The organism is Pseudomonas sp. E315, assembly GCF_055406205.1.
This window is the reverse complement of sequence record NZ_JBUZPJ010000011.1, coordinates 75641-91292: the sequence shown is the minus strand read 5'-3', so window position 1 is coordinate 91292 and position 15652 is coordinate 75641. Positions and strand designations below refer to the sequence as shown.

The window sequence follows — 15652 nt, the reverse complement described above, 5'->3', positions numbered from 1 at the left end:
GACGCTAACAATTAATGACAGCCTCTTTCTTGGGAAAGAGTACTGGAGCTGGGTTGCAGGAAAGTAAGAGACGTAGAACGGGTGTAGCAAACATAAAGCTACTGCCCAGGTCACGATTCCAGCGACCCATGCAAACACAGTGGGCAAACTCTACGACAACTAAGCCGTTAAAAACAAGCCCCGCTAATAAGTAGCGACGTCCGGCTTTTAAAAGGGTAATCCAAGTTGTTGTTGGTTGTTTGTCATAGTGATGTTCAATGGCTTTCGATGATTGAGCTATATGTTCGCTATCGAAAAAAGTTGCACTGTTTTGTGGCAGTTGCATGACGTTAAAGTGTCATGCAACTGAATGAGTTCAGTTTTTAGGATTAACCCCTGTAATAGCGTTGAGCAACAAATGGCATCTTCGAGACTTTCATCGGCACACGTTTGCCGCGCACGATTGCCCACACGGGTGTGTCCACAGGTGTAAACGCGATATCCAGATAAGCCATTGCCAGTGGGGCGCCCAATGTCGGGCCAAAACCGCCACTGCACACACGACCAATCACAGAGCCATGCTCATCAACGATTTCGGCACCTTCGCGCACGGGTGTGCGTTCTTGGGGCAATAAACCGACTCGTTTTTGTGCAACCCCCTTTTGTTGTTGAGTGAAGAGGGTGTCGGCACCCGGAAAGCCACCTGCACGTGAGCCGTCGGCCCGACGCGCTTTGGAGATAGCCCACAGCAGACTGGCTTCAATCGGCGTGGTTTGGTCGTTCATGTCATGCCCGTACAGGCAGAGGCCGGCCTCCAGACGCAGCGAATCGCGCGCGCCCAAACCGATCGCTTGCACTTGTGGCTCGGCCAGCAAGTGGCGGGCCAGCGCTTCGGCGTGCTCAGCAGGCACTGATATCTCAAAGCCATCTTCGCCGGTATAGCCTGAGCGGCTCACGTAGCACTGGGCACCCAACAGCGTCACGGGAGCAAATTGCATGAAGGTCATGTTGGCCACCTCTGGCGCCAGACGCTCCAGTACCTTGACTGCCGCCGGGCCTTGCAAGGCGAGCAGGGCGCGCTCTTCAAACAAGGGTTGAATGTCGCAATGCTCACCCAAGTGTTTGCGCAAGTGCGCCAAGTCTTGATCTTTGCAGGCTGCGTTGACCACCAAAAACAGTTGGTCATTGCCCAGATTGGCCACCATCAGGTCATCGAGAATGCCGCCTTGCTCGTTGGTAAACATGGCATAACGCTGCATGCCAACGGGCAGGTCGATGATGTCGACCGGTACCAGTGTTTCCAGCGCTTTGGCCGCATCAGCCCCGATCAGGCGGATTTGCCCCATGTGCGACACATCAAACAACCCGGCTTGTTCACGGGTGTGCTGGTGCTCTTTCATCACGCCCAGCGGGTATTGCACGGGCATGTCATAACCCGCAAACGGCACCATACGTGCCCCCAGCTCAAGGTGCAGTGCGTGCAGTGGGGTTTTGAGCAGTTGTTCGGTGGACATTCGTGACTCCTTGAAAATCAGCACTCAATGATGTTGACAGCCAGACCGCCGCGGGCGGTCTCTTTGTATTTGCTTTTCATGTCGGCACCGGTCTGACGCATGGTGCGAATCACCTTGTCCAGTGACACAAAGTGATGACCATCGCCACGCATGGCCATGCGCACCGCGTTGATGGCTTTGACTGAGCCCATCGCGTTGCGCTCGATGCACGGCACTTGCACCAACCCACCAATGGGGTCGCAGGTCAGGCCCAGGTTATGTTCCATGCCAATTTCAGCGGCGTTTTCGACTTGTTGCACGCTGCCCCCCAGCACTTCACATAAGGCACCCGCCGCCATTGAACAGGCCACGCCGACTTCGCCCTGACAGCCGACCTCAGCGCCAGAAATCGAAGCGTTTTCTTTGTACAAAATGCCAATCGCGGCGGCCGTGAGTAAAAACCGCACCACGCCGTCCTCGTTCGCCCCACCAATAAAGCGCATGTAGTAATGCAGCACAGCCGGGATAATCCCAGCGGCGCCATTGGTCGGAGCAGTGACCACGCGGCCGCCGTTGGCGTTTTCTTCGTTAACGGCCAAGGCATACAGATTGACCCAGTCGAGCACTGACAACGCGTCACGCAAGGCGGCTTCCGGGTTTGTGCATAGCTGACGATGGAGCGCGGCGGCCCGGCGTTTAACCTTCAAGCCTCCGGGCAAAATACCTTCGTTGCGACAGCCAGCACTTACACAGTCCTGCATCACTTGCCAGATATTGAGCAAGCCGCTGCGCGTTTCGGCTTCGGGGCGCCAGGCGCTTTCATTGGCCATCATCACTTGGCTAATTGACAGGTCGTGGGTGACGCAATGGCGCAGCAAGTCTTTGGCGGTTTTGAAGGGGTATTTAAGAGGTGTGCTGTCTTCGACGATACGGTCGGCGCCAGCGGCCCCTTCATCGACCACAAAACCGCCGCCCACCGAGTAATACTCGCGACTGCGAATCTGAATGCCGGCAGCATCCAGAGCGCGAAAAATCATCCCGTTAGGGTGATAGGGCAAAGGTTTGCGAATCATCGCCAGGTGCAGCTTTTCGTTGAAATCAATGGGGTGTTCGCCCAGCAGGTTTAGGCGCCCGCTGCTTCGAATCTCGGCCAAACGCTCAGCCACGGTTTCGGTGTTGACGGAGTCCGGGTGCTCGCCTTCAAGGCCAAGCAACACGGCCTTGTCGCTGCCGTGACCTTTGCCCGTGGCACCGAGTGAGCCGTAGAGCTCGACTTTTACGCAGGCTGTGCCGGGCAGCAGTTCATCGCGTTGCAGCCCTTCAACAAACCGCGCGGCTGCACGCATAGGGCCCACGGTATGAGAGCTGGAGGGGCCGATGCCAATCTTGAACAGGTCGAACACGCTTAACGACATGAGGTTCTCCGGTTTCTTGTTAGGGGCTGCACGAAATGTATCTGCGCTCGGTTATGCAACGTTGAAAACAGGCTCGCAATGCTCATTTACAACTCGCAAAGTTGTGCGCGACCCCGGCCGTTCCTCGCCTGTTTGCGCCTTGCCTAACCTTCGTTCGACAACATTTCGTACGGACTCAGGGGTACTGGCAAAAACCTGTAGTCGCTGACGCAGGCAGCGAAGGGGTGCCGAACAACCCGTTTCTTGACCCTGCGGCTCTCATCGCCGCCTTTGGCAGCGACTACACGTTGTGGTTACGCCTCCTGATAGTTCTCGATCGATGGGCAGGCGCACACCAGATTGCGGTCACCAAACACGTTGTCGACCCGACCCACGGGCGGCCAGTATTTACCGTCGATCAACGAGGCAACCGGGTACACCGCTTGTTCGCGGCTGTAAGGGTGGGTCCACTCGCCGACCATTTCAGCGGCCGTGTGAGGGGCGTTTTTCAGAGGGTTGTCTTCTTTATCGAGAGCGCCGTTTTCAACGGCACGGATTTCTTCACGGATGCGAATCATCGCGTCGCAGAAGCGATCCAGCTCTTCTTTGGATTCGCTCTCGGTTGGCTCGATCATCAGCGTGCCCGCCACCGGGAACGACATGGTCGGCGCATGGAAACCAAAGTCGATCAGACGCTTAGCCACGTCATCGACGCTGATGCCGCTGCTGTCCTTGAGTGGGCGCAGGTCCAGAATACATTCGTGCGCCACCAGGCCGTTGCTGCCCGAATACAGCACGGGATAGTGCTCTTCGAGGCGACGCGCAATGTAGTTGGCGTTCAAAATAGCCAACTGCGAGGCGCGTTTCAGGCCTTCGCCGCCCATCATGCGGATGTACATCCAGGTAATCGGCAAAATGCTTGCACTGCCAAACGGCGCGGCACAAACAGCACCTTGCTTGCGCTTCATGGTCCCGTGACCCGGCAGGAATGGCGTGAGGTGTGATTTAACCCCGATTGGGCCAACGCCCGGCCCGCCGCCGCCGTGCGGGATGCAGAAGGTTTTGTGCAGGTTAAGGTGGGACACGTCGCCGCCAAACTTGCCCGGTGCGCACAGGCCCACCATCGCGTTCATGTTGGCGCCGTCGATATACACCTGACCGCCGTTGTCGTGAACGATGTCGCAGATTTCGCGAATACCTTCTTCGAACACTCCGTGGGTTGAGGGGTAGGTAATCATCAGTGCGGCGAGGTGATCGCGGTGCTCGATGGCTTTGGCCCGCAAGTCTTCAATATCCACGTTGCCGCGCGCGTCACAAGCGGTCACAACAACGCGCATGCCGGCCATGTTGGCGGTCGCCGGGTTGGTGCCGTGGGCCGAAGAGGGGATCAGGCAGATGTCGCGCCGTTCTTCGCCACGGCTCTGGTGGTAGGCGCGGATCGCCAGCAGCCCGGCGTATTCACCTTGTGAGCCCGCGTTGGGTTGCAGCGAGATGGCATCGTAACCGGTGGCGGCGCAGAGCATCGCTTCCAGTTCCGTGGTCAGTTGCTGATAACCCAGGCTTTGTTCCGCGGGAGCAAATGGGTGCAGGTTACCGAACTCGGCCCACGTGATCGGGATCATCTCGCTGGCGGCGTTGAGCTTCATGGTGCAAGAGCCCAGCGGGATCATCGTGCGATCCAGTGCCAGATCCTTATCCGCTAAACGTCGCAGGTAGCGCATCAGCTCGGTTTCAGAGTGATAGCGGTTAAACACCGGGTGGCTCAGGATCGGGGACTGGCGTAGCAGTGCAGCAGGCAGCGTGCCTTTGACAGTGTTGGCCAGCGCGTCAAAGTCAGGCAGTGCCTGACCATCAGCAGCGAACAAGGCCCACAAGGCAACGACATCCGACCGACCACTGGTTTCGTCCAGCGACAGGCCCAGACGTTCGTCGTCGATTGCCCGCAGGTTGACGTGTTTGGCGTGAGCCTTGGCGTGCAGGCCCGCTGTTTTGCTGGCGGTGTGCAAGCTTAGGGTGTCGAAAAACGCGATCTGCTCAACGCTCAAACCCAGCGCGTTCAAACCTTTGGCCAGAATCGCCGTCAGTTGATGAATACGCTCAGCGATTTGCGTCAGGCCTTTAGGGCCGTGGTACACGGCGTACATGCTGGCGATATTGGCCAGCAGCACTTGGGCGGTGCAGATGTTGCTGGTGGCCTTCTCGCGGCGGATATGTTGCTCGCGGGTTTGCATGGCCAAGCGCAACGCTGGCTTGCCGTGCCGGTCAACGGATACGCCCACCAGGCGGCCTGGCATGTCACGTTTAAACGCGTCACGGGTGGCAAAGTAGGCCGCGTGTGGGCCACCAAAGCCCAATGGCACCCCAAAACGCTGGGCGCTGCCGATGGCCACGTCGGCGCCGAACTCGCCTGGAGGGGTCAGCAACGTCAGCGCCAGCAAGTCGGCCGCAACGGCGACCAGTGCGTTGGCGCTATGAAAGCGTTCAACCAGCTCGCGATAGTCGAACACATCGCCGTTAGTTGCCGGGTATTGCAGCAGTGCGCCGAAGAAGATTGAAACGTCTGTTAGACCGCGTTCGTCGCCGACTACCACTTCAATGCCCAATGGTTCGGCGCGGGTACGCAGCACGTCGAGGGTTTGCGGGTGGCAATGGCTGGAGGCAAAAAAGGTGTTGCTGGTTTTGTTCTTGCTCAGGCGTTTGCAGAAGGTCATCGCTTCAGCGGCGGCGGTTGCCTCATCGAGTAAGGAGGCGTTGGCGATGGGCAGACCGCTCAGATCGCTGATCAGGGTTTGAAAGTTGAGCAGGGCTTCTAGGCGGCCTTGAGAGATCTCAGGCTGATACGGCGTGTAAGCGGTGTACCACGCCGGGTTTTCCAGCAGATTGCGCAAGATCGGCGAGGGCGTGTGGCAGTTGTAATAGCCTTGGCCGATGTAGGTTTTGCACACGTGATTCTTGGCTGCGATGGCTTTGATCGAGGCCAGCGCATCGGCCTCACTTTGACCTGCGGGCAGGTTGAGCACGCTGGTGCCCTTGATGCTCTGCGGGATCACGCTGGCGCTGAGATCTTCAAGGGAGTCAAAACCGAGGGTGGCGAGCATGGTCTGCTCATCAGCTTGGCGTGGGCCGATATGACGCGCGATAAATTCATTGGCAGTGCTGAGATTAACGGTCATGGCGGGCTCCTCAGTTGTCGTCTTGAGCTTTGATCAAGCGATCGTACGCATCTTGATCCAACAGCTTGCCTACAGCGCTGTCGTCTGCGGGCTTGAAGCGGAAAAACCAGCCTTGGCCGAGTGGGTCTTCGTTGACTAACTCCGGGCTGTCTTCGAGCGCCGGGTTAACTTCGAGCACTTCGCCGTCTAGCGGCATGTACACGCCGCTGGCAGCCTTGACGGATTCAACCGTGGCAGCTTCAGCGCCTTTGTCATAGGACTGCAGTTCTGGCAATTGCACAAAAACCACATCGCCCAGAGCGTTTTGCGCGAACGCAGTGATGCCCACGGTTACGCTGCCGTCAGCTTCGGCACGCAGCCATTCGTGGTCTTCAGTAAAACGCAATTCGCTCATGGAAACTCCTCAGTGCCAGACTCGTCTGGTAGTCGCAGTTGAATGCTCGTGCAGGGCCGAGCTCATTGAGAAGTTCACTGCAAAATGGTTGCCAGTTTATAAATAGTTATATTTTTCAGTGGGTTAAAGAATTTACAGGATCAACTCGAACACTGCTCTGTAGCGAAACCGTTACAGGCTTTGGCCTTGAAAAAAATCCATGAGGATCAAAGCCTTGCGCCGCTGAGGTATAAAGAGGGTGTATTGATTTCGATCCACTGGAACGATATCAGTACGGGCGTTACTGGGTTTCGGTGTTGAAAAGATCGCAAGCTGCCCCGGCTCCCACGCCGATGGGTCGGTTAAGACGTAGGAGTTGCCGCAGGCTACGAGCTTTTGATATCGATAGACGAGTGTTCAGCTCTTGGCGGGGATGCCGTATTTACGTAGGCGGTGGGCAATGGCCGTATGGGATGTTTGCAGGCGAGTGGCCAATAGGCGAGTCGAGGGGTAGTTCACGTACAACTTTTCCAGCAGTGCTTTTTCGAAGGTCTCAACCGCGTGCTCCAGCGTTTCTACCTCGCCGTCGCTTTGCCGGGCCACTGAAGTACCGGCAATGTCCAGATCGCCGATATCCACCAGCGTGCTCTCGCAAATCGCAGCAGCGCGAAAAATTACGTTCTGTAATTGCCGCACATTGCCCGGCCAGCGATTACCCAGCAAGGCAGGATAAGTGCTCGGTGCCAGGCGACACACCGGGCGCTGGATTTGGGTGCAAGCCTGCTGCATAAAGGTGCCCGCCAGCAGCAGGATGTCTTGCCCGCGCTCGCGTAGAGGCGGTACTTCAATGTTGAGCACGTTCAGGCGGTAGAACAGGTCTTCGCGAAAGGTGCCTTCGTTGACCATTTTTTCGAGGTTGCGGTGGGTCGCGCTCAGAATGCGCACGTTGACCTTCACCTCGCGCTCGCCGCCAACACGACGAAAGCTGCCATCGTTCAAAAAACGTAAGAGCTTGGCTTGCAAGTACGGTGACATCTCGGCGATTTCGTCGAGGAACACCGTGCCATGATTGGCCAGCTCCATCAGCCCCGGTTTGCCACCCCGTTGTGCGCCGGTAAAGGCGCCGGGGGCGTACCCGAACAGCTCGCTTTCGGCCAGATTTTCAGGCAGCGCGGCGCAGTTCAAGGCTAGAAAAGGTGCCGCAAAGCGCGCACTGATTGCGTGGCAGGCGCGTGCTACGAGTTCTTTACCCGTGCCCGTTTCGCCCTGAATCAATAAGGGAGCATCGAGTGCGGCGACACGTTGGGCGCGGGCTTTCAAGGTGCGAATAGCAGGTGAGTCGCCAAGCAAGGCGTCAAAGCCTTCAGCGTGGTCGTGATGCAGCGCCGCCAAGCGCTCGCCAATACGACTTGGCTGGTACAGCGTTAGCAAGGCGCCAGCATCGGTGATGGGTGTGGCGTCGAGCATCAGCGGATGTCCATTGAGCATCACTTCGCGCAGGGGCAGCCGGAAGCCGTTTTCGAGCAATACATCCAGTAAACCGGGGTCGCTGAACAGTTCGTCGATGCGTTGACCGGTAGGGTCAAGGCCATACAACGCGATCAGCGCAGGGTTGGCCAGCAGCACATGGCCCTCGCTGTCGAGTGCCAGCACCGGGTCAGTCATGGCCGCGAGCAGGGCGTCGAGTTGCAGATGGCGGCGTTGGCCGGGAAGGATGTCGACCACTGTGACTGCCTGTACGCCGTTTACGCGGAACAGCGCTTCACGCAGTTCATCGAGCACTTGTGGGCTGAGGGCCGGGGCGTCGATATAGACGTTGGGCGGCACCATTTCTACCGCGTCCAGGTTGAGGTTACGGCCGCCGAGCAGCGCCAGCACTTCCTGGGTAATGCCGACACGGTCGATAAAACTGACATGGATACGCATGGGAACGGTGAGCACTTCGGGCCAGGAGGTGGCCAGTATGCCTTGGAGGGAAGATTAGTCCAAAGGACAAAACCCGTAGTCGCTGCCCAAGGCTGCGATAGCGCGCGCAGCGACTTTACACTCGGCTTTTTCTGCCCTATTTGGCAGCTCTCGCAGCCTGCGGCAGCGACTACAAAGGGAAAGGGCGGGGTTTAACCGAGGTGCTCTGGATTTACCGGGTCGCCGGGTTTGTGGTTGAGCTGGCTCATGACATCGGCGAACATTTTGTCGTAGTAACCGTGCATCGAGCGGATGTCAGCGGTTTTTGGGATGCCGTGCTTGACGGCGATCTGAAAGGCGTCGTGGGCGAAGTTATACGCTTGGTCTTTGGGCAAGGTGAACGAATCTTTAAAGTCTTTTTTGTTGATCTGACCGTGCATGTCGAACTGCATCGACTTGCCTTCCTTGGGATCTTGAACGACCTGGTAATCAATTTTGATGTCATACCCAAAGTCGCCCGGCTGCAGCGGTTCGCGATGGATATGCAGGTGACCGGGTTCGAACGAGGCCATAGGCTACTCCTTAATGCGGGGGATTAAGGGCAGGCTGTTTGGCCTGCCCCAAGGTTCAGAAGTAAGTAATACCCGGTTTTTCAGTGCTGACCCGAGTACCGGCCTTACCTTGAACGATTGCTTCAATATCCGCCAGTGCTCCAATCACGGCTGTCTTGCCGGTTTTGCGAGCAAACTCACATGCCGCTTCGACTTTAGGTCCCATCGAGCCCGACGCAAAGCCGAGTTTTTCCAAGTCGTCAGGGTGCGCTTGAGCAATGCCTTTTTGGGTTGGCTTGCCCCAATCAATGAACGCTGCGTTAACGTCAGTGGCGATCACCAGCAGGTCACTCTCCAGCTGTTGAGCCAGCAGTGAAGAAGCCAGGTCTTTGTCGATAACCGCTTCGATACCCCTAAGTTTGCCGTCTTCGCCGTACATGGTCGGAATGCCGCCGCCGCCTGCGCAAATCACGATGGTGCCTTTTTCAAGCAGCCATTTGATCGGGCGAATCTCGAAGATACGCTTAGGCTTAGGGCTGGCCACCACGCGACGGAACTTGTCGCCGTCCGGCGCAATGCTCCAGCCTTTTTCTGCTGCCAGACTCTTGGCTTCAGATTCGCTGTAAACCGGGCCAATGGGCTTGGTCGGGTTCTGGAAGGCAGGGTCTTTAGGGTCTACTTCAACTTGAGTCAGCAAGGTGGCGAAGGCGGCTTCTTGTGGCAGCAGGTTGCCCAGCTCTTGCTCGATCATGTAACCGATCATGCCTTCGGTTTCAGCACCGAGCACATCCAGCGGGTAAGGGCTGACAGCGGTGTAAGCCGCGGCCTGAAGGGAAAGCAGGCCAACTTGCGGGCCATTGCCGTGGGCCACGACCAGTTCGTTGCCGGGGGCAATACGAGCAATTTGGGCAGTAGCGGTCTGGATGTTTTCGCGCTGGTTCTCTGCAGTCATGGGCTGACCGCGACGCAGGAGGGCGTTACCGCCCAGTGCAACGACGATACGCATAGAAAAGTCCTTATAGAAGCGTTGAGCAATCAAGTCCTGCGGGAGCGGTGGCGCTCCCGCAGGGTAGGCGTTATTGCTTAGATGTCGGCCAGCGCCGCTACCAAAATCGCCTTAATGGTGTGCATGCGGTTTTCGGCTTGCTCAAAGGCAATGTTGTAGGGGGACTCAAACACTTCCTCCGTGACTTCAATGCCGTTCTTCAGGTTTGGATGGTGTTCAGCCACGTCCTTGCCCACTTTGGTTTCACAGTTGTGGAACGCTGGCAGGCAGTGCATGAACTTCACGCGGATGTTTTCGGAGGCTTTGATCAGGTCCATGTTGACCTGATATGGCAGCAGCAGTTTGATGCGTTCGTTCCAGGCTTCAACCGGTTCGCCCATCGATACCCAGACGTCGGTGTGGATGAAGTCAACGCCTTTGACCGCGGCTTTAGGGTCTTCGGTCAGGGTGATTTTTGCGCCGGTTTCTTTGGCGAATTCCTGGCACTGCTTAACGAATGACTCTTCTGGCCACAGTGCTTTTGGTGCGCCGATACGCACGTCCATGCCCAGCTTGGCGCCGATCAGCAGCAACGAGTTACCCATGTTGTTGCGGGCATCGCCCAGGTAGGCGTAGCTGATTTCATGCAGTGGTTTGTCGCTGTGTTCGCGCATGGTCAGCACGTCAGCGATCATTTGCGTTGGGTGGAACTCAGCGGTCAGGCCGTTGAACACCGGTACGCCAGCGTACTTGGCCAGTTCTTCAACGATCTCTTGAGCAAAGCCACGGTATTCGATGGCATCAAACATGCGGCCCAGTACGCGAGCGGTGTCTTTCATACTTTCTTTGTGGCCGATTTGCGAAGAAACCGGGTCGATGTAGGTCACGTGTGCACCCTGGTCATGGGCTGCAACTTCAAATGCGCAACGGGTACGGGTCGAGGTTTTTTCGAAGATCAGCGCAATGTTTTTGCCTTTCAGGTGCGGCTCTTCAGTACCGGTGTACTTAGCGCGCTTCAGATCGCGAGACAGATCCAATAGGTAGTGCAGCTCACGTGGAGTGTGGTGCACCAAGCTGAGCAGGCTGCGGTTTTTCATGTTAAACGCCATGGGGATCTCCTGGGTTTCTGGTAACCGGCTTGCGCTGCCCTTTGTGAGGGCAAGCGCAAGCATTCAAATGGATGAATTAATAGTCAATTGGGTCGCGGATGATTGGGCAGGTCATGCAGTGACCGCCGCCACGGCCGCGTCCCAGCTCAGAGGCGCTGATGGTGATGACTTCTACACCGGCCTTGCGCAGCAGGGTGTTGGTGTAAGTGTTGCGGTCGTAGCCGATCACTACGCCAGGTTCGAGTGCTACCACGTTGTTGCCGTCATCCCACTGCTCGCGTTCGGCCGCGAAGGAGTTGCCGCCGGTTTCAACTACGCGCAGGGCTTTGAGGCCCAGTGCCTTGGCGACCACATCAAGGAAGCTGCTTTCTTCACGTCGCACGTCAATGCCGCCGTGTTTGCTTTCGTCTGGATACAGCGAGAACGCAACGATTTTGCTCACGACTTCAGGGAAGATCGTGACCAGATCGCGGTCGCAGAAGCTGAACACGGTGTCCAGGTGCATCGCCGCACGGGATTTAGGCATGCCCGCCACGATGACGCGCTCTACAGCTTTGTTTTTGAACAGGTTCTGAGCCAATTGGCCGATGGCTTGGCGCGATGTCCGCTCGCCCATGCCGATCAACACAACGCCTTTACCGATTGGCATCACGTCGCCGCCTTCAAGGCTGGCGTTGCCGTGATCAACCGTTGGATCGCCGTACCAGATCTGGAAGTCCGCGTTGGTGAACTCCGGGTGGAACTTGTAAATGGCGGTGGTCAACAGTGTTTCTTGACGACGAGCAGGCCAGTACATTGGGTTCAGCGTCACGCCACCGTAGATCCAGCATGTGGTGTCGCGGGTGAACTGAGTGTTAGGCAGCGGCGGCAAAATAAAGCTGGTGTGGCCAAGGAAGTCACGGAACATCTCGATGGTTTTGCCACCGAAGCTGTCAGGCAGGTCATCAGCCGAAACGCCGCCGATCAGATACTCCGCCGCCTTACGTGGCTCCAGGCTTTTAATCCACGCTTTAACTTCGTTGACCAGACCGACACCCACCTGATTAGGGGTCACTTTGTGGTCCAGAATCCAGTCCAGTGCTTCTGGAATTGCAACGATGTCAGTCAGCAGGTTGTGCATTTCCAGCACATCAATCCCGCGTTCGCGCATCTTGGTCACAAAGTCGAAGTGATCGCGCTTGGCCTGATTGACCCACAACACATCATCAAACAGCAGCTCATCGCAGTTGTTTGGGGTCAGACGCTGGTGAGCCAGACCAGGGGAGCAAACCATCACTTTTTTCAGTTTGCCGGCTTCGGAATGTACGCCGTATTTCACTTTTTCCGTGGTCATTACAGTCATCCTCCAAAGTACATAAACAGGTTGTTACAGGGTCAGGAAGCCGTCGTAGAGTCCATAGGCCGCCACCAAGGCGCCAATGACTACTGCGGCAAAAATAACTTTCTCGATGCTGGTGAAAACTTGTTGGCCACTTTCACGCTTGGCCTTGGCGAATAGAATCGCGCCGGGTGCGTACAGCAGGGCCGAGAGCAGCAGGTACTTCAGACCGCCGGCATAGATCAACCAGACCGCGTAGATCAGGGCAATAGAGCCAATGAACAGGTCTTTTTTGCGTTCTGCCAAAGCGTTTTCATAGGTCTCGCCGCGTACCGCCAGCAGCAGGCCGTAAGCTGCAGACCAGAGGTAAGGCACCAGAATCATCGAGGTCGCGAGGTAGATCAGCGACAGATAAGTACTGGCCGAGAACAGTGTGATTACCAGGAACACCTGCACCATCGCGTTGGTCAGCCACAGGGCGTTGACCGGTACGTGGTTGGCGTTTTCCTTTTTCAGGAACGCCGGCATGGTGTGGTCTTTGGCCGCCGAGAACATGATTTCGGCACACAGCAGCACCCACGACAGCAGGGCACCCAGCAGCGAGACAATCAGACCAACACTGATCAGAACCGCGCCCCAGTGACCGACCACATGCTCAAGCACAGCCGCCATTGAAGGGTTTTGCAGTTTGGCCAGTTCAGGCTGAGTCATGATGCCCAGCGACAGCACGTTGACCAGCACCAGCAGCAACAGCACGGTGATAAAGCCGATGACTGTGGCACGACCGACGTCTGAACGTTTTTCGGCACGCGAGGAGAAGATACTTGCGCCTTCGATACCGATGAACACCCATACGGTGACCAGCATCATGTTGCGCACTTGATCCATCACGCTGCCAAGATCCGGGTTTTTTACACCCCAGATATCACTGGTGAAGATGTCCAGTTTGAAAGCGAATACAGCAATCAGGATGAACAAAACCAGCGGCACGACCTTGGCAACGGTGGTCACCAGGTTAATAAATGCCGCTTCCTTGATGCCGCGCAGCACCAAAAAGTGCACGGCCCAGAGCAACACCGAGGCACCGATAATCGCAGCCGGGGTGTTGCCCTCACCGAAGATCGGGAAGAAGTAGCCCAAGGTGCTGAACAGCAACACGAAGTAGCCAACGTTGCCTAACCATGCGCTGATCCAGTAACCCCAGGCCGATGAAAAGCCCATGTAGTCACCGAAGCCAGCCTTGGCGTAGGCATAAACACCACCGTCCAGATCAGGTTTTCGGTTTGCCAGAGTTTGGAATACAAACGCGAGGGTTAGCATACCGACGGCGGTAATGGCCCAACCAATTAAAATTGCCCCAACATCGGCACTTGCTGCCATGTTTTGTGGCAGTGAAAAGATACCACCGCCAATCATTGAGCCGACTACTAGAGCAACCAGCGCACCCAGTCGTAGTTTTCCAGGAGTATCTGCCATTTGTATTGACTCCAATCTAGGAGAAGTGAGGCCTCAAGATAAATCCGTTGATATTTCAGCCATTTGACTTAGATCAGGGCATTACTACATTCCATTGTCAGTAGAACAGGGAAGGTCGCGATCACGTATTATTTTGACGCTTGGTGAAAGGCCCGCTCCAGAGGGCATGCAGGTAATTAATACGTTTCTGATCACGAGGTCGTGGGGATTGAAGCTAGACAGTATTTTCAGATTTGCAAATGTGGTTTTCATATTTCATGAACCTGTCGAGGAAATGAAATCGTCATTTACATAGGTATTGTTTTTTAGGTTTCAATAGAAAATGTCGCGATTAGAAGGGGCCCGCTTATTGCCTAACCTTAATAGACGCTTTGAGGTTACATATATTTAATCGGTGAACATCTGTAGCCTGACCTGCGTAAAACTTAATGAGTAAAAAAGAGGTGGCGATGTCACAACAGACCCAGAAGCTTCGACTAAACGCGTTGATTGCATTAGTAGTGGGCTCAATGATTGGCGGCGGTATCTTCTCGTTACCGCAAAATATCGCCGAGCACGCTGCTGGCGGCGCAGTTTTGATCGGTTGGGCCATTACCGCCGTCGGGATGCTGGCGCTGGCTTTCGTGTTTCAGACGCTGGCCAATCGCAAGCCTGAACTTGACTCAGGCGTGTATGCCTACGCCAAAGCGGGTTTTGGTGACTACATGGGCTTTTCGTCGGCCTGGGGCTATTGGATCAGTGCGTGGATGGGCAACGTCGGCTACTTCGTGTTGCTGTTCAGCACCTTGGGCTACTTCTTCCCGATTTTTGGTCAGGGCAACACACCGATAGCCATTGGTTGTGCCTCGTTGCTGCTGTGGGCGGTGCACTTTTTGGTGCTGCGCGGCATCAAGGAAGCCGCATTTATCAACCAGTTGACCACCGTCGCTAAAATCGTCCCCATCGTGATGTTCATCGTCTTGGCGGCTGTGGCGTTTAAAGCGGACATTTTCACTCAGGATTTTTGGGGCAAACAAACACCCACACTCGGCAGTGTGATGGACCAGGTGCGCAACATGATGTTGGTCACCGTGTTTGTATTTATTGGCATTGAAGGCGCTAGCGTTTACTCCGGCCGCGCCGAAAAACGCTCCGATGTGGGCAAGGCCACAGTCATCGGTTTTTTGGGCGTGCTGGCGCTGCTGGTGCTGGTCAACGTGCTATCGCTGGGCATCATGACTCAGCCTGAACTGGCCAAACTGCAAAACCCGTCGATGGCGGGCGTGCTCAAGCATGTTGTGGGCGAGTGGGGGGCGGTACTGATCAGTATCGGGCTGGCTATTTCGCTGTTGGGCGCGTTGTTGTCGTGGGCATTGCTGTGTGCCGAAATTTTGTTTGCCACGGCCAAGGACAACACCATGCCGGCCTTCCTGAAAAAGGAAAACGCCAACCATGTACCGGTCAATGCCCTGTGGTTGACCAACGCGATGATTCAGGTTTTTTTACTGATCACTCTGGTGTCTGCTGGCACTTACACCAGCCTGATTTATCTGGCGTCGTCGATGATTTTAGTGCCGTATCTGTGGTCAGCAGCGTATGCGGTGCTGTTGTGTGTAAGAGGCGAGACTTACAAGCTGGCTAGCCGTCGGCGGATCAAAGACCTGGTGGTCGGGCTGGTGGCGCTGGTGTACGCCATGTGGCTGCTGTATGCGGCGGGGCCCAAGTACTTGCTGCTGTCAGCCTTGTTGTATGCGCCGGGGATCTTCTTTTTTGCCAAAGCCAAACGTGAGCAAGGCGAGCCGCTGTTCAAGGCCGCAGAGCAAGTGATTTTTGGTGCGGTGGTCATTGCGGCGTTATCAGCGGCGTATGCGCTCTACAGCGGCATCATCGCGTTGTAACGCGTTGCGTAGCAGCCTT

Annotated in this window: 12 protein-coding genes; 1 reads left to right on the top strand and 11 read right to left on the bottom strand. The window is 56.2% G+C overall.

Translation table 11 applies throughout. From position 1 onward, the window contains the following. Positions 1-4 precede the first annotated feature (4 nt). From ACZRJQ_RS16005 to arcD (ACZRJQ_RS15955), 11 genes are all read right to left on the bottom strand, one after another. A complete protein-coding gene (locus ACZRJQ_RS16005) occupies positions 5-325 on the bottom strand; it encodes a hypothetical protein (RefSeq protein ID WP_463979299.1) in 321 nt (106 codons plus the stop codon). A gap of 43 nt (positions 326-368) precedes the next feature. Beyond that, positions 369-1493: a glycine cleavage system aminomethyltransferase GcvT gene (gene gcvT, locus ACZRJQ_RS16000; protein WP_463979298.1), complete on the bottom strand. Its 1125-nt coding sequence runs from the start codon at positions 1491-1493 to the stop codon at positions 369-371. A 17-nt stretch (positions 1494-1510) separates the two neighbouring features. Next, positions 1511-2887, bottom strand: a complete 1377-nt coding sequence (locus tag ACZRJQ_RS15995) for an L-serine ammonia-lyase (RefSeq protein ID WP_463979297.1) — start codon at positions 2885-2887, stop codon at positions 1511-1513. A 293-nt stretch (positions 2888-3180) separates the two neighbouring features. Further along, positions 3181-6039 (bottom strand): aminomethyl-transferring glycine dehydrogenase, encoded by a 2859-nt coding sequence (gcvP, locus tag ACZRJQ_RS15990; protein WP_463979296.1) that lies wholly within the window; start codon positions 6037-6039, stop codon positions 3181-3183. A 10-nt stretch (positions 6040-6049) separates the two neighbouring features. Next, entirely contained in the window at positions 6050-6433 is a 384-nt protein-coding gene (gene gcvH, locus ACZRJQ_RS15985; RefSeq protein WP_463979295.1) for a glycine cleavage system protein GcvH, read from the bottom strand. A gap of 396 nt (positions 6434-6829) precedes the next feature. Then, positions 6830-8338, bottom strand: a complete 1509-nt coding sequence (locus tag ACZRJQ_RS15980; RefSeq protein WP_463979294.1) for a sigma-54-dependent transcriptional regulator — start codon at positions 8336-8338, stop codon at positions 6830-6832. A gap of 191 nt (positions 8339-8529) precedes the next feature. After that, the gene (locus ACZRJQ_RS15975; RefSeq protein WP_463979293.1) at positions 8530-8889 is read right to left on the bottom strand and encodes a DUF5064 family protein; all 360 of its coding nucleotides are present in this window, start codon (positions 8887-8889) and stop codon (positions 8530-8532) included. 55 nt (positions 8890-8944) lie between these two features. Next, positions 8945-9874: a carbamate kinase gene (gene arcC / locus ACZRJQ_RS15970; protein WP_463979292.1), complete on the bottom strand. Its 930-nt coding sequence runs from the start codon at positions 9872-9874 to the stop codon at positions 8945-8947. 77 nt (positions 9875-9951) lie between these two features. Next, positions 9952-10962 (bottom strand): ornithine carbamoyltransferase, encoded by a 1011-nt coding sequence (locus ACZRJQ_RS15965; protein ID WP_463979291.1) that lies wholly within the window; start codon positions 10960-10962, stop codon positions 9952-9954. A gap of 76 nt (positions 10963-11038) precedes the next feature. Next, positions 11039-12295: an arginine deiminase gene (arcA, locus tag ACZRJQ_RS15960; protein WP_463979290.1), complete on the bottom strand. Its 1257-nt coding sequence runs from the start codon at positions 12293-12295 to the stop codon at positions 11039-11041. Between the two features lie 33 nt (positions 12296-12328). Continuing rightward, the gene (gene arcD / locus ACZRJQ_RS15955; protein WP_463979289.1) at positions 12329-13756 is read right to left on the bottom strand and encodes an arginine-ornithine antiporter; all 1428 of its coding nucleotides are present in this window, start codon (positions 13754-13756) and stop codon (positions 12329-12331) included. Positions 13757-14205: 449 nt separating this feature from the next. On the opposite strand from arcD (ACZRJQ_RS15955), the gene arcD (ACZRJQ_RS15950) reads away from it, so the two are divergent. Further along, the gene (gene arcD / locus ACZRJQ_RS15950) at positions 14206-15633 is read left to right on the top strand and encodes an arginine-ornithine antiporter (protein ID WP_463979288.1); all 1428 of its coding nucleotides are present in this window, start codon (positions 14206-14208) and stop codon (positions 15631-15633) included. The last annotated feature ends 19 nt before the right edge of the window (positions 15634-15652 follow it).

Bases quoted from the DNA above. Each gene is read 5' to 3' on its own strand.
- ACZRJQ_RS16005 (WP_463979299.1), bottom strand. From the start codon at position 325: ATGCAACTGCCACAAAACAGTGCAACTTTTTTCGATAGCGAACATATA.
- gcvT (WP_463979298.1), bottom strand. From the start codon at position 1,493: ATGTCCACCGAACAACTGCTCAAAACCCCACTGCACGCACTGCACCTT.
- ACZRJQ_RS15995 (WP_463979297.1), bottom strand. From the start codon at position 2,887: ATGTCGTTAAGCGTGTTCGACCTGTTCAAGATTGGCATCGGCCCCTCC.
- gcvP (WP_463979296.1), bottom strand. From the start codon at position 6,039: ATGACCGTTAATCTCAGCACTGCCAATGAATTTATCGCGCGTCATATC.
- gcvH (WP_463979295.1), bottom strand. From the start codon at position 6,433: ATGAGCGAATTGCGTTTTACTGAAGACCACGAATGGCTGCGTGCCGAA.
- ACZRJQ_RS15980 (WP_463979294.1), bottom strand. From the start codon at position 8,338: ATGCGTATCCATGTCAGTTTTATCGACCGTGTCGGCATTACCCAGGAA.
- ACZRJQ_RS15975 (WP_463979293.1), bottom strand. From the start codon at position 8,889: ATGGCCTCGTTCGAACCCGGTCACCTGCATATCCATCGCGAACCGCTG.
- arcC (WP_463979292.1), bottom strand. From the start codon at position 9,874: ATGCGTATCGTCGTTGCACTGGGCGGTAACGCCCTCCTGCGTCGCGGT.
- ACZRJQ_RS15965 (WP_463979291.1), bottom strand. From the start codon at position 10,962: ATGGCGTTTAACATGAAAAACCGCAGCCTGCTCAGCTTGGTGCACCAC.
- arcA (WP_463979290.1), bottom strand. From the start codon at position 12,295: ATGACCACGGAAAAAGTGAAATACGGCGTACATTCCGAAGCCGGCAAA.
- arcD (WP_463979289.1), bottom strand. From the start codon at position 13,756: ATGGCAGATACTCCTGGAAAACTACGACTGGGTGCGCTGGTTGCTCTA.
- arcD (WP_463979288.1), top strand. From the start codon at position 14,206: ATGTCACAACAGACCCAGAAGCTTCGACTAAACGCGTTGATTGCATTA.